Below are 20,079 nucleotides of genomic sequence, written 5' to 3' on the forward strand. Positions count from 1 at the left end.
CGTTTCCCGCCCCTCTCCCCTCCGCGGTACGGGAACGCGGGAAAGCGAAGTGCGCCGGCCCTCCCGTTCCGTCTTTCCCGAGACGCCCGGGAAGGGCTTTATTCGGCGTGGGAAACGGTCGGAGCCCGGTTTGGGGAACCCTTTTCGAATGCCGGTATGACGTCGTGCCTCTGTTGTTCCACGGAAGAAGTGAGGGAAAGCCCATGACGACCGCCACCAAGACGGCCAGCCGCCTGGAGGAGCGTTTCCGACTCTGGGACGTCGACGGCAACGGGGTGATCGAGCGCTCGGACCTCGCGGCCGAGGCCGACGGCATCGTCTCGCGCCTGGGGGCCGAGGGCACCGCCCGTGGCGACGCGCTCAGGGCCGCCTACCTGGGCATGTTCGACCGCCTGGCGGCGGCCGCGGGCACCGACCGGATGAACCGCGACCAGTTCATGGAGGTCGCCGGGCGCGAGATGGTCGGCAGCGAGGACGGCTTCGCCGAGATCGCCCGGCCGACGCTCCAGGCCACCATGGACGTGCTCGACACCGACGGCGACGGCGAGATCAGCCGGAGCGAGATGCGCCAGTGGCTCGACGCCGTCGGCGTCAGCGCGCGGGACGCCGACGGCGTCTTCGACGAACTCGACACCGACGGCAGCGGCACGCTCTCCGCCTCCGAACTGGTCGACGCGGTCCGCGACTACCACCTCGGCCGCAACGACATCCCCCTCCTCGGCGGCTGAGCCCCCGCCCCGGCCGAGGCCCGCCGCCCCGGCCGGCGACCGCCCCCTCCCGCAGCGTAGAAACGTGGAGAAGTTGAAGAGAACGCTCGAACCCCCCGAGGCGGCGCCCCCCGGCAGAACACGCCTCCCCGTCCCCTTCTTCGACCAGTCCCGGAGCTTCGCGGAACTGTGGCCGCGCATCCGGGACAACTGCCTCCGGGTCATGGACCGGGGCAAGTTCTCGCACGGGGCCATGGTCGCCGAGTTCGAGGACGCCCTGGCCCGCTGGACCGGCGCCCGGCACGTGGTCGGCGTCAACTCCGGAACCGACGCCCTCGTCATCCTGCTGCGCGCCGCCGGGCTGCGCCCCGGCGACGAGGTGATCGTCCCCGCCTACTCCTTCGTCGCCACCGCCAGCTCCGTCGTCCTCGCCGGGGGCGTCCCGGTCTTCGCCGACATCGAGGAGCACGGGTACGGCATCGACCCGGCCTCGGTGGACGCGGTGGCCACCTCCCGCACCCGGATGGTCATGCCGGTCCACCTGTTCGACCGCCTGGCCGACATGGAGGGCGTGCGCGAGGTCGCCCGGCGCCGCGGCCTGACCGTGCTGGAGGACAGCGCCGAGGCCATCGGCATGCGGCTGCGCGGCGTGCACGCCGGACTGCTCGGCACCGGCGGCGTGCTGTCCTTCTTCCCCTCCAAGACCCTCGGCGCCATCGGCGACGCGGGCGCGCTGCTCACCGACGACGACGCCGTCGCCGAGACCGCGCGGGCACTGCGCCACCACGGCCGCTCCGGGCGGACCCTGGACGAATTCCCCGGCATCGCCAACCCGACGGTCGTCGCCGGCTGCAACAGCAAGATGGATGACATCCAGGCCGCCGTGCTGCTGGCCAAGCTCTCCCGGCTCGACGCCGACATCGCCCGCCGGGCCGAGCTGTCCGCGCGCTACGACGCCCGCCTGCGCGACCTGCCCGGGATACGCGCGGTGCCCGGCGCCGTCGCGCCCCACCCCGGCGGCGACCGCGTCGTCTACGTCCACCTCGTCGAGGCCGACGACCGCGACGCCCTGGTCGCCCACCTGGCCGGGGCCGGGATCGGCACCGAGACCTACTACCCGATCCCGCTGCACCTGCAGCCCTGCTTCACCCACCTGGGATACGCGCCCGGCGACTTCCCGCGCGCCGAGGCGGCCTGCGAGGCGGCGGTGGCCCTGCCGCTCTACCCCGACCTGACCGACGCCCAGGCGGACCGGGTCTGCGAGGAGATCGAGGACTTCTGCGTTCGGAGGCACCGATGACCACGGCGACCGGGCAGCGCATCCCCTTCTTCGCCCCCGACCTGTTCGACGCCGACCGCGACGTCCTGCTGGAGGCCGTCCACGCCACCGGCACCGGCGGCGCGCAGAAGTTCATCCTCGGCGAGCGCACCGCCCTCCTCGAACGCCAACTGCGCGACCGCCTCGCCGCCGCCGACGTCGTCGCCTGCTCCAGCGGCACCTCCGCGCTCACCCTGGTCCTGGCGGCCATGGAGATCGGCCCCGGAGACGAGGTGGTGGTACCGGCCTTCGGCTGCGCGCCGCTGGCCAGCACCGTCGTCGAACGCGGCGCGCGCCCGGTCTTCGCCGACGTCGACCCGGTCTCCCTGACCCTGGACCCGGACGCCGCCGAGGCCGCCCTCACCGCGCGCACCCGCGCGGTCATGCCCGCGCACGTGTTCTCGATGATGGCCGCCATGCCCCGGTTCCGGGACCTGGCCGACCAGTACGGGCTGCGCCTGGTCGAGGACTCCGCGCTGGCCCAGGGCGGAACCCTCGGCGGCCGCCCCGCCGGGCTGTGGGGCGACGCCGGGGTCTACTCCTTCGTCCAGGTCAAGACCTTCGGCATGCCCGGCGAGGGCGGCGTGGTGGTCACCGCGGACGCCGAACTCGCCGTGCGCGTGCGGATGCTGCGCAACCACGGCCAGGACGGCACACACCGCTTCCTGCACCACCGGATCGGCCTCAACAGCCGCTTCGACGAGGTGATGGCCGAGTTCCAGCTGCACCGGCTGAGCGGGCTGGAGGACCGGCTCGCCCGCCGGGCCGAGATCTCCACCTACTACTCCAGCCGGTTCGCGCGACTGGCCGGAGCCGGGATCACGGCGCCGCCCACGGGCGGCGACGGGCGCTGCCACTACGTCTACACGCTCCTGGCCGAGGAGCGCGACGACCTGCGCGTCCACCTGTCCGCGCACGGGATCGACACCCACGTGTACTACCCGCGAGCCCTGCCCGCCCAGCCCGCGTTCGCTCCCTACGCCCGGGCCGGGGCCCGCTGGCCCGACGCGGAGTCGGCGGCCCGGCGCAACATCTCCCTGCCGCTGTACCCGCACCTGGACGACGCCCAGGTGGAGCACATCGCCGACACCGTGTGCGCGTTCGCCGACCGTTCCAGGAGAACAAGATGACCGACCACACCGCCGCACCCCCCGCCGCCCCGGCGCCCGCGGCCGCGCCGCCCCGGGGCACCCCGGCCGCCTACGCCCGGCTGGCCAAGCTCGACATCTACGACTACTACATCGGCCTGCCCCTGGTACTGGCCATGCTCGCGCCCGCGCTGCGCTGGGAGCCGGGCACACTGGGGCTGCTCCTGCTCATCCTGCTCGCCGAAGTGGCCGTGGTGGCCGCCATGGTCGCCTTCGACGACGTCACCGGCTACCGCGACGGCAGCGACGCGGCCAACTACGGCTCGGACGCGGCCCGTCGCCGGCTGGCCCGCAAACCCCTCGTCGCCGGGACGCTCACCGAACCGCAGGCGCTGCGCTTCGCCTGGGCGGCCACCGCGGTGAGCGCCCTGCTCTGGGGCCTGGTCGTCCTGGCCGCCCCGCACCAGCCCGCCTGGGCGGTCGCCCTGGCCGCCCTGTGCGTGGTCGCCTCGGTCCAGTACTCCTGGGGCCTCAAGATCAGCTACCGGGGCTTCCAGGAGGTCTTCCTCATCGGCCTGGGCGTGGGCTGGGTCCTGGTGCCCTACGGGCTGCTCGCCGGGGAGCTGAACGGCTTCGTCGTGGTCCAGGCCCTGCTGTTCGGCTTCGGACCGATGCTCTTCGGCCTGTACTCCAACACCAACGACGCCGCGGGCGACCGCGCCGCCGGGCGGATCACCGTGGCCGCGCTGGTGCCCAGGCGCCTCAACACCGCCTTCATCATCGCGGCGACCGCGGCGGAGAGCCTGCTCATCAGCGGCTCCACCCTGGCCGGGATCTCCCCGTGGTGGTTCCCGATCGTCCTGGCCCCCGTCTTCCTGATGCGGGTGGCCCAGCTCTTCATCGGGTTCGTCCAGAACGACATCCTGCGCGCCCGCCGCCTGGCCATCCACACCCACCGGGTCACCGTGGTCCTGCTCATCGCCGCCCACCTGCTGGCGCCCGCGCTCCTGGGAGACGCCGTATGAGCGGGGTGCTCGACGTCGCGGTGGTCGGAGCGGGCCCCGCCGGACTGGCCGCCGCCCACGCGCTGGCCCGCGCGGGCCGCTCGGTCCGCGTCCTGGAGGCCGCCGAGGCCGTGGGCGGACGCATGCGCACCCTGCGCGAGCACGGCTGCCTCATCGACACCGGCGCGGAGATGCTGCCCCCGGCGAAGGCCTACCCGGCCACCTGGAAGCTGATCCGCGAGGTCGGCCTGGACGCCGACCGCCGCGCGGTGCCCCGCATCCGCGGCGCCCTGGCCTCCTGGCGCGGGGGCCGGGCCCGACCGCACGTGGGCCGCCCCCTGGGCCTGCTCACCGGCGCCGGGCTGTCCCCGCGCGCGCGGGCCGACCTGCTGCGCCTCCAGATCCAGCTGGCCCGCCTCGGCCCGGACCCCGAACACCCCGAGCGCTCCCCGCTGGGCGCGCGCACCCTGGCCGAACTGCTCCGCCCCTACCACCCGGAGCTGCGCCACCGGCTGCTCGGTCCCCTGGCCGCCGGGTTCTTCGGCTGGGACCCCGAGCACACGGCCGCCGCCCCCTTCGCCGCGCACCTGGTCTCCGCGGGCAGCAGCGCCCGCTGGCGCACCTACCGCGACGGCATGGACACCCTCGCGCGGGCCCTGGCCGACCGGCTCGACGTGGTCACCGGCCACCCCGTGACCAGTGTGTCCGCGGGCCCCGACGGGGTCGGGCTGGAGTCCCCGGCGGGCACGGTCACCGCCCGCGCGGCCGTGCTGGCCGTGCCCGCCCCGCTCGCGGCCGTGCTCCACCCCGGCGCGTCCGGCGTCGAGCGCGCCTACCTGGAGGCCTGCGAGTACGCGCCCATGCTCCGCGTCTCCCTGGTCCTGGACCGCCCGATGGAACCGGCCGGGGCGCGCGGCGGCTTCGCCACCCTGGTGCCCGCCCCGGAGGACCCGCTGCTCAACGTGGTCACCGCCGACCACAACAAGCACCCGGGCCGGGTGTCGTCCGGCCGGGGCCTGGTCTCCCTGGTCGCCTCGCCGCGCGGTGCGGCCGAACTCCTGGACGCCTCCGACGCACTGGTGGCGGAGCGGCTCACCGCCCGCGCCGAACTCCTGCTGCCCGGCCTGTCCCGGCACGTGGAGGCCGTGCGCGTGCACCGCTTCCGCCACGGCCTGCCCGCCGCGGGGCCGCGCGCCCTGCGCGAGCGCGCCGCCTTTGCCGTCCGCCCGCCCGCGGCCGTGGACTACGCCGGGGACTGGATCTCGCTGCGCCCGTGCAGCGAGGGCGCGGTCTCCTCCGGGGCCGCGGCCGCCGCGCGGGTCCTGGCCTTCCTCGCCTCGACGGCCCAGACACCCGCTCCCGCCTCCAGTGAGGACCGACGACGATGACGCTGTTCACCAAGCCCCTGCACCTGGGCACCCTCTTCGACGACCTGGTCGAGCGCGGCTCCACGACCGCCGTGCACCTGAGCAGACCGCTGGACATCGCCCCCGGCCTGGGCACCGAGCTGGACGTGCCCCGGGTGGCCGAACTGGTCCGAGAGGCGGCCGGGTGGCTCGCGGCGGCCGGTGTGCGGCCCGGCGACCGCGTCGCGATCGCCAAGCGCAACCACTGGGACTACGTCCTGCTCAACTCCGCCGCGGCCCGGCTGGGCGCGGTGCCCGCGTCGCTGTCGGCGCACCTGGAGCCGGACGCGCTGGAGGTCCTGCTCAAGCGCCTGGACCCGGCGCTGCTGGTCACCGACGCCGCCCTGCTCGCCGCGTCCCGGGAGGCGGGGGCCGACCCCGCCGTGCACGCGGCCCGCACCCTGGTCATCGACGACCCGGCGCGGGGCGCGGGTCCGGCCGGGGACGGGGTCCCCGTCGGAGGAGGGGGCCCGGCCGGGAGCGTCCTGCGCCTGGACGACGTGCGCGGCACCGAGGCCCCGCCGCCGCGCAGGCCGCACCTGGACGCGCCCCTGGCGATCATGCACACCTCCGGCACCACGGGCGTGCCCAAGCTGGTCCCGCACTCCACCCGCACGATCATGCGCCGCCTGGCCGGGTTCGAGGCGCACCGCTGGCCCGTGCTGAGCAGCCGCCCCGACGACACGGTGACCGGCGCGTACTCCTTCGCGCACGGGCGCGCGCTCGCCTGGACCGCCAGCGTGCTGTGGCTGTCCCCGGGCGGGCTGTCCGTGGTCACCGGCGCCGACTGGGCCGAGGCCGGGCCGCTGCTGGAGCGGCACCGCCCCACCACCCTGGAGGCCGCGCCCGCGGTCTTCGCGCGCTGGCAGGACCGGGCGGAGCGGGAGGACGCCCCGTTCGACCGGGTGCGGCTCTACGTCAGCACCTTCGACGCCGTGCACCCGCCGACCGTGCGCGCCTTCCTGGGCGCCACCGGCCACCGGCGCCCGGTGTGGATGCAGGGCTGGGGCCAGAGCGAGACCGGGCCGCTGACCTTCCGGTTCCTCACCCGGCGGGCGATGGCCGCGGAGAACGGGCGCCACCCCACCACCCGCCACCTGGGCCGGCCCATCCCCACCCGCACCAGACTGCGCGCGGTCGACCCGCACACCACGCGCCCCGTCCCGGCCGGTACGCCCGGCCTGATCTTCTGCCGCACCGAGGCCCTGTGCCTGGGCTACGTCGGCGAGGAGGGCCGGTGGCGGTCCAAGCTGGTGGGCGAGTGGTGGAACACCGGCGACATCGGTGTCCTCAGCCGCACCGGCGCGCTGCGCTTGGTGGACCGCGAGGTGGACGCCCTGCGCGAGGGCGGCTGCCTGGAGGTGGAGGACGTCGTGGACGACCGCCTGCCCGAGGTGCTGGAGTGCGTCGTCCTGAGCGTTCCGGACGGGCCCCCGGTGCCGGTGGTGGCCACCGAGAGCGGGGGCCTGGACATCGTGGCCTGGCGCGGAGCCGTCGCCGACCTGCCCGAACTCGCCGACCCGGTGGTGCTGACCTGGGACGAGCTGCCGCGCACCGGCACCGGCAAGGTCCGCCGCTCCGTGCTGCGCGAGCACCTGGGCCTGCGCCCCGACACCTGCGGAACGGGGAAGTGGACGTGACCGCCGAGCCGGTGGACGCGGCCCCGCTCCCGCTCGCCGGGGCCGCCGCGCGGGCGGTGGGCGACTCGGTCGCGCTGCGCATCGCGGCGGCGCGCCTGGAGGCGCTCGGCTGCGAGGTCTCCCGGGCCGAGGGGCCCCTGCCCCCGCAGGCGCCGGCCGGGTGGATCGGCCTGGTGGCCGTCCCGGGCGAGTGGGGCCCGGGCGGGAACGGCTCCGGCGCGGCCCCGGGCGCTGACGGCTCCGGCGGAGGGGGAACCCGGGCGCTGCCGGTACCGGTCGGCTGCGCCATCGGCTGGTCCGGGCCGGTCGCGGCGCCCCTGGCGGGGGAGCGCGGCGTCCAGGCCGCCTGCGGGCTGGCGCACCTGCACGGCCGGGCCCGCGGGGCGCCCCGGTTCCTGGGGGTGGACTACGCGTCGGTGTGCGCGGGGGTGCTGGCCGCTCAGGCGGTGGCGGCCTGCGCGCTGGCCCTGGCGCGCGGCGGCCCGGCGCTGTCGGCGTCGGTCTCCGCGGCCCAGGCCGCCCTGCTCGCGGCGGGGCCCTACGTGGCCGCGGCCACCGCCCCGGGACAGGGAGTTCCCGCGGGCTCGCCCGCGCTCGACGCGGGAGGCGCTGGTACCGGTGGCGGCCGCGGTGCTGTCGTGCCCGGGACCGTTCCGCCCTTCCGCTCCGCCGACGGAGCGCGCTTCGAGATCGAGACCCTGGACGCCGAGGTCTGGCTGCGGTTCTGGACCGGCCTGGGCGCCGCCCCGGCCGCGATCGCCGCCGGGTGGCCGCCCTTCCAGCGGCGCTTCGCCACCGCGGTGTGCCCGCTGCCGCCCGAGCTGCCCGCCGCGATCGCGGCCGTGGACCTCGCCCGGGTCCGCCTGGCCGCCCGCGACGCGGGCATGAGCCTGGTCCTCGTCCGCGCCGTCCGGGACGCCGGGGAACCCGCCCCGGCCTCGGAGTGGCGGCTGCGCGCGCGGGACGCCGCCGTGACCCCGGCCGCCCCGCTGGCAGCGCTCGGCCCCGACGCCGCCGCGCCCCTGGCCGGACTGCGGGTGGTGGAGGCCACCAACCGCGTGCAGGGCCCGCTCGCCGGGCTGCTGCTCGCCATGCTCGGCGCCGAGGTCGTGCGGATCGAACCCCCGGGCGGCGACCCCATGCGCGGGGTGGCGCCGATGGCGGGGGACAGCTCCGCCCGGTTCCTGGCCCTGAACCGGGGCAAGGGCGCGGTCGAGACCGACCTCAAGTCCGCGGCCGGGCGCCGGGCCGCCCGTGACCTGGCCGCCACGGCCGACGTCCTGCTCTACAACTGGCCGCCCGGACGCGCCGAGGGGTTCGGCCTGGGCCCCGACGACCTCGCCGGCCCCGCCCCCGGCCTGGTCCACGTGCACGCCGACGGGTGGGGCGGCCGGGCCCCCGAACCCGGCACGCTGGCCACCGACTACCTGGTCCAGGCGCACGGCGGGGTGGCCGACCTCCTGGCCGGACCCGGGCAGGAGCCCGCGCCGTCCCTGCTCACCCTCACCGACGTGCTCGGCGGAATCCTCGCCGCCGAGGGGGCGGTGGCCGCGCTGCTGCTGCGCGCCCGCACCGGCGCAGGGGTCCGCGCCCGGACCGCCCTGTCGGACGCGGCCCGGCTGCTGCGCCGCGCCGGACGCGGCACCGCGACCGAAGAGGGGGAGCGGAGCGTCCCCGGACCCGGGGAACAGAGCAGCCCGGGATCTGGGGAGAAGAGTGCCCCCGCTCCCGGGGAGCAGAGCTTCCCCGGCCCCGAGGAGAAGAGCGCCCCCGTTCCCGGGCGACGGAGCGGCACCGGACCCGGCCAGCGCAACGGCGCCGTGCCCCAGCGGTGGGACCGCACCCGGACCGGACCGCGAGGCGGCCTCGTCGCCGTGGAGTGCGACGGCGCCGCGTCGCGGACGGGAGGCGTCACCGCGCCCGTGGAGAGCGGCGGCCCGGCTCCCGGTGGGCGGATCGGTCCCGTACCCGTGGAGGACCTGGCGGCGATGGCCGCCGCACCGGCGTTCGCGGCGGCCTTCGACACGGTCGGCGGCGCTTCCTGCGTCCGTGCCCCGTGGAGCTTCGCGCCCGCCGCCGACGCACCGAGCGCCGAGACGGGGCCGCGTGACGGAGCCGCGCGCCGGGGCGCGCCCGTACGGAACGAACCCGCTCCCGGCGTCACCGTCGGTCCCCGCGACCGCGCCAACGGCGGCACCAGCGCCAGGACCACCGGCCCGGACACCCCCCACGCCGCACCGTCGACGTCTCCGGACGGCGCCGTGGCCGACCACACGCCCGTGGAGAACCGATGACCTGGATCTCCTCCAACGGCCTGGAACTGCGCGACCTGGTCCCGGCCGACCTGCGCGCGCGCTGGACCGCGCGCGGCTGGTGCCCGGGCCGGGACCTGTACACCCTCTTCCACGAGCACGCGCTCGCCCACCCCGGACGCGACGCCGTCGTCGACGACCGCGGCACGCTCGACTACGCCGGGCTGGACGCCGCCGTGCGCCGCGCCGCCGCCGCCCTGGCCGCAGGGGGGACGGGGGAGCGCGACGTCGTCGGCGTCCTGCTGCCCAACGGGCGCGAGGCCGTCGTGGCCGAACTCGCCGTCGCCGCCGTCGGCGCGGTCGCGCTGCCCGTCCCCGACGGCCGGTCCCCGGCCGACGTGCGCAGCCTGCTGGCCCGCTCCCGGGCCGCCGACCTCGTCACCACCCCGGTGCGCGCCCGACAGATCCGCCGCGCGGACCCGCCGCCGACCCTGCGCCGGACGTGGGCGTTCGGCCCGGCCCGCCCCGGGACGCGCAGCCTGGACCGGCCCGACGCCGCGACGCTGCGGGACTGGCGTCCCGCCCGGCCCGACCCCGAGTCCCCGGCCCGCGTCCTGGTCTCCTCCGGCTCGGAGGGCGAACCCGGCATGGTCGCCTACAGCCACAACGCCATGGCGGGCGGCCGGGCCAACTACGTGGCGGCGCTGCACACCGGACCCGGCCCCATGCGCAACCTGGTCCTGGTGTCGCTGGCCTCCTCCTTCGGCTCCTGCGGGGTGCCGGTGACCCTGGCCGGGCTCGGCGCGACCCTGGTGGTCCTGCCCCGCTTCGACCCGGCCGCAGCGCTGCGCGCGATCGAGCTGCACCGCCCCACCCACCTGATCGGCGTGCCCACCATGCTGCGGCGGATCGCTGCGCTGCCCGAGCGGGCCGACACCTCGTCCCTGCGCGCGGTGGTGGCCAGCGGCGCCCCGCTGCACCGGGAGGTCCGCGACGCCTGCGCCGCCCGCTTCGGGCAGCCCGTGGTCAACGTCTACGGCTCCACCGACGGGGTCAACTGCCACACCGCCCGCCGCCCCGAGGCGTGGGAACCGGGCCTGGCCGGAGACCCCGCCCCCGACGTGGCCGAGGTGAGCATTCGCGACCCGCGGGGGCGCCCGGTTCCCCGGGGGGAGACCGGCGAGATCTGGGCCCTGGGCCCGATGACACCGCTGTGCCGCGTCGCCGCGCCCGAGCTGGACGCCGAGCGGCGGGCCCCGGGCGGATGGGTGCGCACCGGCGACCTGGGCCGCCTGGACCCCGACGGCGCGCTGCGGGTGGTGGACCGCCTGCGACGGACGGTGATCCGGGGCGGCGTCAACATCTTCCCGGCCGAGGTGGAGCGCGAACTCGGCGCCCACCCCGCCCTCGCGGAGGCCCACTGCGTCCCCGTCCCCGACCCCGACCTGGGCGAGCGCATGTGCGCCTGCGTGTCCTCTGCGGAGGGGGCCGACGCGCCCTCCCCGCAGGAGCTCATCGCCTTCCTGCGCGACGAACGCGGCCTGGACGTGCGCGCGCTGCCCGAGCACGTGGTCGTGCTGCCCGAACTGCCGCTCGGCCCGACCGGGAAGGTGTGCACGGCCACCCTGACCCGCGTCGCCGCCGAGGCCGTCGGCGCGCACCGACCGCCGGGCCGGGCCGCGGCCGGGGGCGGTCGCGCCCCGTCAGACCCCGTAGCCCGAACGGCCGGACCGACCCGACCGGCCCCGACGATCCGACCGACCCGACCGACCCCCGAGGAGACACCGGTGACCGACGCCGCCGAGGACCAGCGCTACGTCTTCGACAACCACAGCGATCACGCCTTCGACCAGCACCGCTTCCTGGCCGCCGCCTACGACCCCGTGACCACCGAACGCCTGGAGCAGACCGGTGTCGGGCCGGGGTGGGACTGCCTGGAGGTGGGCGCCGGGGGAGGCAGCGTCGCGCTCTGGCTGGCCGACCGGGTCTCCCCGGGCGGGAGCGTGCTGGCCACCGACATCAAGCCCGAGCGCATCCCCGCCGTCGAGGGCCTGGAGGTCCTCCGCCACGATGTGGTCCGCGACCCGTTGCCCGAGGCCGCCTTCGACCTCATCCACTCCCGGCTGGTCCTGCTGCACATCCCGGAGCGGATCGCGGTCCTGGAACGCCTGGTGCGCGCGCTCAAGCCCGGCGGCGTGCTCCAGCTCGACGAGTTCGACATCACCTACGGCCCGGCGCTGCTCATGCCCGACGCCGAGTCCCAGAAGCTCTACGAGGAGTTCCAGGAGGCCAAGACCAGGCTGATGGTCCGCGCCGGGGCCGACCCGGCCTGGGGGCGCAACGCCGCCGAGGCGATGCGCGGCGCGGGTCTGGTGGACATCGACCCCCGGCCCCGGCTGGAGCTGTGGGACGCCGACTCCCCGGGCGTGCACCTGATCGCGCACCACACCCGCCACCTGCGCGACGCCTTCGTACGCGAGGGGATGAGCGACGAGCGGCTCGCCCGGGTGCGCGCGCTCCTGGCCGACCCGTCCTTCCGGGCCAGCTCCTGCGCGATCTACTCGGTCCAGGGCCGCCGCCCCCTCTGAGCGCGTGGCCCGCGTCCGCTGACACGGGTGACATCGGCCGGAAACGTCGCTGGTGTGACGCGAGTGTCCTGACCTGCGGTGATCGTTTACTTATGGAGAGGTTCGGTGCCCCAGACCCGCTATGAGCACAAGACCACGCGGGTCAAACCGGCCTGACCGGGACGCACGCCTTCTGTCGTGGGCGTCGGCTAGGTTGCCCGCGTACACGCACAGCAGTGTCAGGGGAGGGCGACCATGACATCGAGAGCACCGCGCACCGACCGGGGGAGCAGGACCGTCCGCGCCTCCGCGGCGGCGGTCTACGCGGCGATGACCGAACCGGACGCCCTCGCGGCCTGGCTGCCGCCGGAGGGCATGGCGGGCAGGATCGACCGCTTCGAGCCGTGGCCCGGGGGCGGGTACCGCATGGTGCTGACCTACCTCGATCCGCAGGAGGGGCGGGGCAAGACCTCGGAGACGGAGGACGTCACCGAGGTCGCCTTCGCCGAGCTGGCGCCCGGGGAGCGGGTCGTGCAGCGGATCGGCTTCGAGTCGCCCGACCCCGACTTCGCCGGGACGATGACCATGACCTGGACCCTCGCGGCGGCGCCGGAGGGCACCCTGGTCACCGTCGAGGCCGCCGACGTGCCCCGGGGCATCGACCACGCCGTCCACGAGGAGGCCCTCGCCTCGTCCCTGGCCAACCTCGCGGCCCACGTCGAACGGTGACCCGGCGGCCCGGTCCCGGGCGGAGGCGTCCGCCCGGGACCGGGCCGCCCTGCCGGACATCGGAGTGGCTGCCCTGCACGCGGTCCTCAGCCGTCGGCGGCCAGGCGGCCCAGGCGTTCCTCCACCTCGTCCGCGCGCGGGTCGTCGTGGTCGCGCAGGTACTCCAGGGCCGCGTTCCACGCCTCCCGGGCCCCGACCGCGTCGCCCAGTTCGGCTCGTGCGTCGCCCAGACCCAGCAGCGCGGCCGCCCGGCTGTCCCGGTCGTCGCGCTCCTCGAAGACGCGCAGGGCCTGCCGGTAGGCGGTCATGGCTTCCTGGGCCCGGCCCGACCCGGTGAGGCTCCGGCCCAGGGTGCAGCGCGCCCACGCCACACTCCAGTCGGCGCCGATGGCCTCGAACGCCTCGATCGCCGCCCGGCTGTGGTCGAGGGCCTCGTCCCAACGGCCGAGGTCCACGCCGAAGTCGGCCAGGCTGAGCAGCCCCATCGCCGCGCCGCGCCGCTCGCCCGCCCCACGGAAGACCGCGATGGCCCGCTCGACGTGTTCGGCGGCGGTTCCGTCGCGCTCGCCGCGCTGCCAGGCCACCACACCCAGTTGGCGCAGCGCGAACCCCTCCACCCACGGGTCACCGGCTTCCCGGTTGGCCTCCAGGGCGGACTCGTAGTGCCGCACGGCCGCGTCGAGATCGTCCAGCAGCCACTGGGCGTCGCCCATGCCCAGGTGGTTGCGGGCGAGCCCGAAGGAGGAGCCCGCGCTCTCGGCCGCCCGGAGGCCGACCGCATGCAGGTCGCGCCACTCGTGCCAGTGCCGGTGCAGCTCGAACAGTCCGTACACGCTCGCGGGCAGCCGCCAGGCGGTGTCGTGGTGGCCGTGCTCCAGGGCGGCCCGCACCACGGCCACAAGGTTCGCGCGCTCGGTCTCGAACCAGGTCAGCGCGTCCTGGACGGAGTCGAACTCGGGCAACTCGTGATCCTGTTCCCGCCCGGGGACGACCGGGAAGTTCGGGTGTTCCACGCGCTGTGCCCGGGCGGCGGCGTGCGTGTACCACCGGGCCGCCCTCCCGACGGCCTCACCCGCCGCCTCCGGTCCTTCCTCGGCGCGGACCCGCTCGACCGCGTACAGGCGGACCAGGTCGTGCAGGCGGTAGCGGTCCTCGCGCGGGCGCTCCACGAGGTTCGCGCGGGCCAGGCGGGCCAGGAGCCTCCGGGCTTCCGCCTGTGCGGTGTCGGTGAGCGCGGCGGCGGCCCCGCAGGAGAACTCCGGCCCCGGATGCAGGCCCAGACGCCGGAAGAAGCGGGCGGTGTCGTCGTCCAGGGCCCGGTAGGAAGCCGTCATCACGGCGCGCAGATCACTCAACTCGTCCTCCTCGGCAAGGGCGTCCAGACGTGAATCCTCGGCGGCCAGTTCGCGTACCAGGTCGCTCAGCGCCGCGTCCGGCCGGTCGAGCAGCCGCTCGGCCGCTCCACGGGAAACCGGGGAGGTCTGTACCGCTCCTGCCAGGAGACGACGGCGCCGGGTTCCCCAGATGCTGCGGAACCCGGCGCCGGAGGAGGTCAGCCCTGTCTCTGGCGGTGGAGTTCGACGGCGGCGAGAACGACCTCCGGGGAGATGCGGACCGCGGTTTCCCCGGGCAGGGGGTTCTCCACCTTCGCCCAGTCCTCCGGTGCCAGAGCGGGGCCCTGGACGACGAACTCTCCGGTGTCGCTGAGGTAGACCGAGGGGCAGCCCTTACCTCCGGAGGCGGGGTCCTTGGCGAGCAGTTCCAGTTCCATGGATCTCCGTTCAGGCTTTGCGAGGGGCCTTCAGGGGACGCCGAAACTAGCACGCAGGCCTTGCGCCACAGGGGTTCTGGCCGTTTCCGGTCCGCTCGGTCCCGGTCCCTTCTCTGCTCCTTTTCCACTCTCTTCCCTGGGGTCCCGTGGGACACAAGCGCGTACAGCTTTGCGGGGTTCATAATCGGTTCTCCGCTCCTTCGCGGCGGTGTGGCGAACAGGGGCGCCGCGACCGGCGGACGGCCGGGTGCGGCGCCCCTGAGGGTCAGGGGTTCCGGTGGAACCCAGGGAAGGGTGAGGTGCCCGGTGCTCCTGTGACGGCGGTGACCGAGCGGATCAGCTCCTCGGGACTGTCGGCGCAGACCAGCCGCATGCGACCGGTGTGCGCGGCCCAGTACTGGCGGGTGTGCTGGCCGAACCAGACCGTCCAGCCGTGGTGGCGCAGCGCCGCGAGCCCGACTCGGGGGTCACCGCCCGGGCCGGGCCTGGGCGCTGGAGGGCTGGAACCGCGTCCGGGTTCCGGACGGGTGACGGGGCTGGACCACCTCGGGAAGACCTCCGGTCGCGGTGCCTCTGCCACGGCGGTCACCGGGTGCTCTTCCGTTGCGGAGACAGAGCCAGGGCCCGGCGCAGGGCGGTCGGGTCGCTGGCGGTGACCAGAACGGCCGGGCAGGGGCAGCACCGGCGGGCCAGCGTGGCGACGAGGACCGGGCGCCCCGACTCGTCGTGGAGTTCGCAGATGAGGTGGTCGGGGAAGTCGCCGCGCAGGCGACGGATCTCCGTGCTGGGATAGAGGCCGTAGCCGGGCACGGTTCACCACCCGCTCCGGTTCCGCATGGCCGTTCGGGGCGCCGGAACCGCAGGTGGCTGCTGTGGTGTATGGGGCTGCGCGGTCCGCTGCCGGGGCAGCCTGAGCGGCCGGACGGGGCCCTGCGGCTGGTCCGGCTGGTCCGGATTCCAGCCCAGGGTGAAGAAGACGGCCGGTCCGTGTGGGGTGCGTTCGACGCCCCAGGTGTCGGCCAGGGCGTTGACGAGGAAGAGGCCGCGTCCGTGCTCGGATCCGGGGTCGGCCGGAACCGCCTGGAGGGCGGGAACGCGGTCGTCGTCGCAGCCGCGCACGGAGACGCGGAGGCAGTGAGCCGAGGCGAACAGCGAGACGAGGAACGCCCCGCCGCGTGCTCCGGCGGGGGAGTGCAGCAGGGCGTTCGTGGCGAGTTCGCTCAGGATCAGGAGTGCGTCCTGGGCGGGGGAGACGGGGGTCCGCGCCAGTTCCAGACGGTGGGAGAGCCAGTCGCGCGCGTCCTTGACGGCGGACAGCGCCCCGGGGAAGCGCCCGAGGTAGCGCCGAAGCTCGGGCCGCCGAGGGGGTTCGGGCATGGGAGTACTACGGTTGTCCAAGGTCCTCACCTGCTCCTACAGGTTGTGGGCTCAGGCCCTGGCCAGGTGTGTCCGCACCTGACCAGGGCCGTTTTTCGTAGGCACGGCATTCGGCGACTTCACCAAGTCACCCCTGAGCTGTGCTCTTGGTCTCTATCATCAACACTACAGAGGGTTAACGCAAGAGATCTTTAATAGTTCATCGCATTTTTAGTCCTCGTGATAGGGCTGGAGGCTGGCAAGATGGGCCGACGTACACCGGACGACGCCATGAGTGGAGTGACTATGAGGACGCGGCTCAGCCTGTCGGTGCGGGGGAAGCGCCTGCTGCGCGAGCTACGGCGTCTTCGCGACGAGCGGCGGATGAGCCCTGAGGACGTCGCCGGGCAGCTCGGGTGGCACAAGACGAAGCTGTACCGGATCGAGCGCGGCGAGAGTCGGCTCATCCTCGATGACCTGGACGAGCTGCTGGAGCTGTACGGCGTGCGCTCGCCCGAGCGCGAGTCCCTCTTCCAGCTGGGTAAGGACGCGTGGAAGCGCGGGTGGTGGCTGGCCTACCGGGACCTCTACCAGGGCGAAAGCTTCTTCGTCATGGAGAACGACGCGGCCAAGATCAGCGTCTATGCGCCGAACCTGCTACCTGGTCTGCTTCAGACGGAGGGCTACGCTAGTGCTTCGATTCAGGCCATGCATGCCACTGGCGATGACGATGAGATGGCGCGGCAACTGTCCGTCCGGATAGAGCGCCAAGGCATCCTTGCTCGCGAGAGCCCGCCTGAGGTACTGGCTGTTCTCGATGAAGTCGTGCTTCGGCGGACTGTGCTGGACGAGGAAGTGCACAGGGGCCAGCTCAACAGACTGCTCGAACTTAACCAGAGGCCCAACATCACCATCCAGGTAGTGCCTTTCACGAAGGGTGTGTACACGGGGCAATCGGGGCAGTTCACCATCTTCGAGTTCCCTGATCCAGAAGACGCTCCAGTCGCCTACCAGGAAGGGCTTTTCGGTGATGTGTATGTGGAGGATGCCAAGGATGTAGCGCGGTATACCCTTGCAGCCGCGAGGTTCCACAAGGTGGCGCTGGATGCAAGCGCCACCACCGCGTTCATCCATGAACTGCTGAAGGAGACGGGATAGATGGCTGTCGACCCCACACAGGCACTTTGGCGTACCAGTAGCTATAGCGGTACGGGCAAGGAGTGCGTCGAGGTGGCGGACGTCGAGTCCGGTGCGTATGTCCGTGACTCCAAGCAGCCTGAACTTGGACATCTGGCGTTCCCCTCGACTGAGTGGAACACCTTTGTCTTCTCCTTGAGCGTTTGAGAGCCTGCCAGACTCGTGTGGACGGTGCTGTCAGGTCTTGGGGGTCTCATGTTCGGAGACTTGGTCTTTCGTAAGACGTCCTACAGCGGCGCAGGGAACAACTGTGTCGAGGTCGCAAGTTGGAAGAAGAGCAGCCACTCCAAAGCGAGCGGTGAGTGCGTCGAGGTGGCGGACGTCGAGTCCGGCACCTACGTCCGTGACTCCAAGCAGCCTGAGCTGGGCCACCTGGCCTTCGCCTCCGCCGAGTGGCACACCTTCGTCTCTTCGCTGAAGGCAGCGAACGCCACCTCCTGACACCCTCACCCCTCCCGCATCCCCACAACGTCGAGTCCCGGCAGCGCTTCCGCTTCCGGGGCTCAGTGGTACTCGGAGCCAACCCTCTCTGTCAGATTGGGATGAAACATCACTTCATGTCCGTTTAGGCAGGCAGAGACCAACAGGGGAGCATCACCCGTATGACCAGCCAGAACACCAACCCCGCAGCCAAACCCCAACGCCGGACCTTCTCCGCCCAGTACAAGCTGCGCATCATCGCCGAGCACGACGCGTGCGCCACCGGAGCCGAACGCGCCGCCCTGCTGCGCCGTGAACGCCTCTACCACTCCCACATCATCGAGTGGCGCAACGCCCGCGACGCCGGCGCCCTGGAAAACCTCACCGACAGGCGCACCTCACCCACACGGGCCAAGAAGCACCCCGCCCAAGCCGAGGCCGAACGGCTGCGCACCCGGGTCGCCAAACTGGAGAAGGACGTGGCCGAACGCGACCACGCCCTGGAGGTCATGGGAAAAGCCTCCGCGCTCTTGCAGGCACTCTCCAAGAGCGCGGACTGAACAAGCACCTCGAACCCGTCCTGCACCAGGCGGTCCAAGACCTGCGCCCCCACACCGGCATCGTCAGGGCCTGCCAGCTCCTGGGGCGCTCCCGCGCCACCCACCACCGCCGCCTCAACCCGCCCGAGCCCAAGAAACCAGCCCCGCGCACACCACCGCCCTCAACCCTGACCAGTGCCGAGCGCGCCGCGGTCCTGGAGCTGATGAACAGCCCCGCCTACGCCGAGTTACCACCCGCCCAGATTTGGGCCCGCGAACTCGACGAGGGCCGCTACCACTGCTCGGTCTCCACCATGTACCGGATCCTGCGCGAACACGGCCAGACGGGCGAGCGCCGCCGCACGGCCACCCACCCGCCCAAGACGGTCCCCGAGTTGCGGGCGGACGGGCCCGGGCAGGTCTTCACCTGGGACATCACCCGCCTCAAAGGACCTGGGCGGGGCGCGTACTTCCACGCCTACGTCATCATCGACATCTACTCGCGCTACGTGGCCGCGCACACCGTGGAGCGAGCCGAGTCCGGCAAGCGGGCCGCGGAGCTGATCGCGGATCTGGCCAAGGCCAGCAGCATCGCCCCGGCAGTGCTGCACGCTGACCGGGGTGCGGCGATGACCTCCAAGGAGGTCTCCCAACTGTTGTTGGACCTGGGCATCGAGCGCTCGCACTCTCGCCCCAAGCAGTCCAACGACAACCCATACTCAGAGGCGCAGTTCAAAACCCTCAAGTACACGTCGGACTACCCGGACCGGTTCGCTTCCCTGGCACACGCCCGCCAGTGGTTGGACGGGTTCATGGCCTACTACAACCACGAGCACCGCCATTCAGGGATCGGTTACCACACCCCGGCCTCGGTGCACTTCGGTACGGCCGCTCAGGTCCGCGACCAGCGGGCCGCCACCCTGGCCCAGGCCTATGCCGCCCGTCCGGAGCGGTTCTCGCGTCCACCGCGACCGCCCCAGGTTCCCGAGACCGTGTGGATCAACGATCCAGCCCACCGCCGGGACCACACGCCACAGAACGTTTGACCAGGTCACCGTCTCATTTGACTTGACAAGTTCCGCAATCCCGTCATTCGGCTCCAGGCAGCGGGTCCGCTGTCAACGCAAGGAAGAGCCGGTCTCAGATACCGAGCTTCACGCCGATGTAGGCCACCCGGGCTTGGCGCTCCTCCGGGATCAGACGAAAGTGCAGCCGCCCGGCCCCCGGGGTGAACCGGGCATGCAGTTCGAACAGGCGGGGCTGCCCGTCGAGGTCGGTGAAGTCCGCGAGCCCCTGCTGGCGGCGTGACTCACTCTCCCCGGAGACCTTCGAACGGTAGTCGGGAGTCCTCGCCAGAGTCGGATCCCACGCGGCCACAGCCTCCTGAAGCTCGACCAGCCGGTTGCGCACCGGGAGAACCCACGCGGGCTTGAGCTCGCACAGGTTCCTCTCCACAACCGGCAGGAACGACAGCTGAGGAAAATATCGCTCCCGTGCCTCCCAGATCGCTGATCCCGTGGTGAGCCTGTCCAGACCATCCCGCCTGAGCCATTCATCATGCTCGGAGACGTGTGCCGTCCGAGCACAGTGCCGCAGCACGACCTCACTCCGGAGCAGTTCGACATCCCCGCTCTCGCCTTCCTCTGTGCGGAAGCGGGTCACGCTGAGCTGCGGTTCATCCCAGTCGACGCACACCGGGAGGCTGACCGCCATGCCGTCGTGCAGGTCCGTGGCCTGGAACGCGACTCCCACACGGCCCTGATGGCTGTACTCGCTCTCGGAGTCCACGCCCTCGGGCGGCAGGTGGAAGGGGGCACGCTGCTGGAGCAGGAGCAGCACGCGAGCCCGCTCCCGGTTCTGCGTGCTCTCGTTCATCCACTGGACCGCGCTGTAGCCCTGGCCGATCTGCCAGTGGGGGAACGTCGACACGCACACCAGAGCCGCGTCCGGACACGCCTGGCGGACGGGGAGCAGAGCCATGGCGAGATCGTTCATCGCCTCGGACGCTGCACGCCTGTCGATCGACGTGCCGCAGGAGAGTTCGTTGAGAAAGAGGAGGCTCATGTGTTCGGCTGTCTCTGGAGA

20 protein-coding genes are annotated in these 20,079 nt (G+C 73.5%); 14 read left to right on the top strand and 6 right to left on the bottom strand.

Annotated elements, in window-relative coordinates:
• The first annotated feature begins 203 nt into the window (after positions 1 to 203).
• The 9 genes from AC0VX6_RS10920 to AC0VX6_RS10960 all read left to right on the top strand — a co-directional run bounded on the left by AC0VX6_RS10920 (position 204) and on the right by AC0VX6_RS10960 (position 12,711).
• Complete coding sequence (locus AC0VX6_RS10920; protein ID WP_274977419.1) at positions 204 to 728, top strand: EF-hand domain-containing protein; 525 nt, start codon at positions 204 to 206, stop codon at positions 726 to 728.
• 73 nt (positions 729 to 801) lie between these two features.
• Positions 802 to 2,007: a DegT/DnrJ/EryC1/StrS family aminotransferase gene (locus tag AC0VX6_RS10925; protein WP_475469308.1), complete on the top strand. Its 1,206-nt coding sequence runs from the start codon at positions 802 to 804 to the stop codon at positions 2,005 to 2,007.
• A complete protein-coding gene (locus tag AC0VX6_RS10930) occupies positions 2,004 to 3,155 on the top strand; it encodes a DegT/DnrJ/EryC1/StrS family aminotransferase (RefSeq protein ID WP_274977421.1) in 1,152 nt (383 codons plus the stop codon). The genes AC0VX6_RS10925 and AC0VX6_RS10930 overlap by 4 nt, the downstream gene beginning before the upstream one ends.
• A complete protein-coding gene (locus AC0VX6_RS10935) occupies positions 3,152 to 4,138 on the top strand; it encodes a UbiA family prenyltransferase (RefSeq protein WP_475468439.1) in 987 nt (328 codons plus the stop codon). Before AC0VX6_RS10930 ends, AC0VX6_RS10935 begins: the two co-directional genes overlap by 4 nt.
• Positions 4,135 to 5,505 carry a protoporphyrinogen/coproporphyrinogen oxidase gene (locus AC0VX6_RS10940; RefSeq protein ID WP_274977423.1) on the top strand — a complete coding sequence of 457 codons (1,371 nt, stop codon included), beginning with the start codon at positions 4,135 to 4,137 and terminating at the stop codon, positions 5,503 to 5,505. The genes AC0VX6_RS10935 and AC0VX6_RS10940 overlap by 4 nt, the downstream gene beginning before the upstream one ends.
• Complete coding sequence (locus AC0VX6_RS10945; RefSeq protein WP_274977424.1) at positions 5,502 to 7,163, top strand: AMP-binding protein; 1,662 nt, start codon at positions 5,502 to 5,504, stop codon at positions 7,161 to 7,163. Before AC0VX6_RS10940 ends, AC0VX6_RS10945 begins: the two co-directional genes overlap by 4 nt.
• On the top strand, positions 7,160 to 9,457 hold the full coding sequence (locus AC0VX6_RS10950) for a CoA transferase (RefSeq protein WP_475468441.1): 2,298 nt from the start codon (positions 7,160 to 7,162) through the stop codon (positions 9,455 to 9,457). Before AC0VX6_RS10945 ends, AC0VX6_RS10950 begins: the two co-directional genes overlap by 4 nt.
• Positions 9,454 to 12,003: an AMP-binding protein gene (locus AC0VX6_RS10955; RefSeq protein WP_475468443.1), complete on the top strand. Its 2,550-nt coding sequence runs from the start codon at positions 9,454 to 9,456 to the stop codon at positions 12,001 to 12,003. Before AC0VX6_RS10950 ends, AC0VX6_RS10955 begins: the two co-directional genes overlap by 4 nt.
• A gap of 234 nt (positions 12,004 to 12,237) precedes the next feature.
• The gene (locus AC0VX6_RS10960; protein ID WP_274977427.1) at positions 12,238 to 12,711 is read left to right on the top strand and encodes an SRPBCC domain-containing protein; all 474 of its coding nucleotides are present in this window, start codon (positions 12,238 to 12,240) and stop codon (positions 12,709 to 12,711) included.
• 86 nt (positions 12,712 to 12,797) lie between these two features.
• Here AC0VX6_RS10960 and AC0VX6_RS10965 read toward each other — a convergent pair whose 3' ends face one another.
• From AC0VX6_RS10965 to AC0VX6_RS10985, 5 genes are all read right to left on the bottom strand, one after another.
• Positions 12,798 to 14,066, bottom strand: a complete 1,269-nt coding sequence (locus AC0VX6_RS10965; protein ID WP_475468445.1) for a tetratricopeptide repeat protein — start codon at positions 14,064 to 14,066, stop codon at positions 12,798 to 12,800.
• A 197-nt stretch (positions 14,067 to 14,263) separates the two neighbouring features.
• Positions 14,264 to 14,482 carry a hypothetical protein gene (locus tag AC0VX6_RS10970; RefSeq protein WP_212640378.1) on the bottom strand — a complete coding sequence of 73 codons (219 nt, stop codon included), beginning with the start codon at positions 14,480 to 14,482 and terminating at the stop codon, positions 14,264 to 14,266.
• Between the two features lie 265 nt (positions 14,483 to 14,747).
• Entirely contained in the window at positions 14,748 to 15,071 is a 324-nt protein-coding gene (locus AC0VX6_RS10975) for a hypothetical protein (protein ID WP_475468446.1), read from the bottom strand.
• Positions 15,068 to 15,292, bottom strand: a complete 225-nt coding sequence (locus tag AC0VX6_RS10980; RefSeq protein WP_475468447.1) for a hypothetical protein — start codon at positions 15,290 to 15,292, stop codon at positions 15,068 to 15,070. Before AC0VX6_RS10980 ends, AC0VX6_RS10975 begins: the two co-directional genes overlap by 4 nt.
• Before the next feature lie 3 nt (positions 15,293 to 15,295).
• The gene (locus AC0VX6_RS10985; protein ID WP_475468448.1) at positions 15,296 to 15,859 is read right to left on the bottom strand and encodes an ATP-binding protein; all 564 of its coding nucleotides are present in this window, start codon (positions 15,857 to 15,859) and stop codon (positions 15,296 to 15,298) included.
• A gap of 285 nt (positions 15,860 to 16,144) precedes the next feature.
• Between AC0VX6_RS10985 and AC0VX6_RS10990 the strand changes: the two genes are divergently transcribed.
• The 5 genes from AC0VX6_RS10990 to AC0VX6_RS11010 all read left to right on the top strand — a co-directional run bounded on the left by AC0VX6_RS10990 (position 16,145) and on the right by AC0VX6_RS11010 (position 19,040).
• The gene (locus AC0VX6_RS10990; protein ID WP_475468450.1) at positions 16,145 to 16,996 is read left to right on the top strand and encodes a DUF5753 domain-containing protein; all 852 of its coding nucleotides are present in this window, start codon (positions 16,145 to 16,147) and stop codon (positions 16,994 to 16,996) included.
• Complete coding sequence (locus AC0VX6_RS10995; RefSeq protein ID WP_475468452.1) at positions 16,997 to 17,182, top strand: DUF397 domain-containing protein; 186 nt, start codon at positions 16,997 to 16,999, stop codon at positions 17,180 to 17,182.
• Between the two features lie 60 nt (positions 17,183 to 17,242).
• Complete coding sequence (locus tag AC0VX6_RS11000) at positions 17,243 to 17,476, top strand: DUF397 domain-containing protein (RefSeq protein ID WP_475483716.1); 234 nt, start codon at positions 17,243 to 17,245, stop codon at positions 17,474 to 17,476.
• 161 nt (positions 17,477 to 17,637) lie between these two features.
• Positions 17,638 to 18,015, top strand: coding sequence for a hypothetical protein (locus AC0VX6_RS11005; RefSeq protein WP_274973830.1), 378 nt, complete (start codon positions 17,638 to 17,640; stop codon positions 18,013 to 18,015).
• A gap of 20 nt (positions 18,016 to 18,035) precedes the next feature.
• Positions 18,036 to 19,040 carry an IS3 family transposase gene (locus AC0VX6_RS11010; RefSeq protein WP_475469310.1) on the top strand — a complete coding sequence of 335 codons (1,005 nt, stop codon included), beginning with the start codon at positions 18,036 to 18,038 and terminating at the stop codon, positions 19,038 to 19,040.
• A gap of 94 nt (positions 19,041 to 19,134) precedes the next feature.
• On the opposite strand, the gene AC0VX6_RS11015 is transcribed toward AC0VX6_RS11010, so the two are convergent.
• Positions 19,135 to 20,058, bottom strand: coding sequence for a hypothetical protein (locus AC0VX6_RS11015; protein ID WP_475468456.1), 924 nt, complete (start codon positions 20,056 to 20,058; stop codon positions 19,135 to 19,137).
• Positions 20,059 to 20,079: the final 21 nt, after the last annotated feature.

The sequence above is a fragment of the Nocardiopsis sp. iso_25 genome (assembly GCF_056173305.1).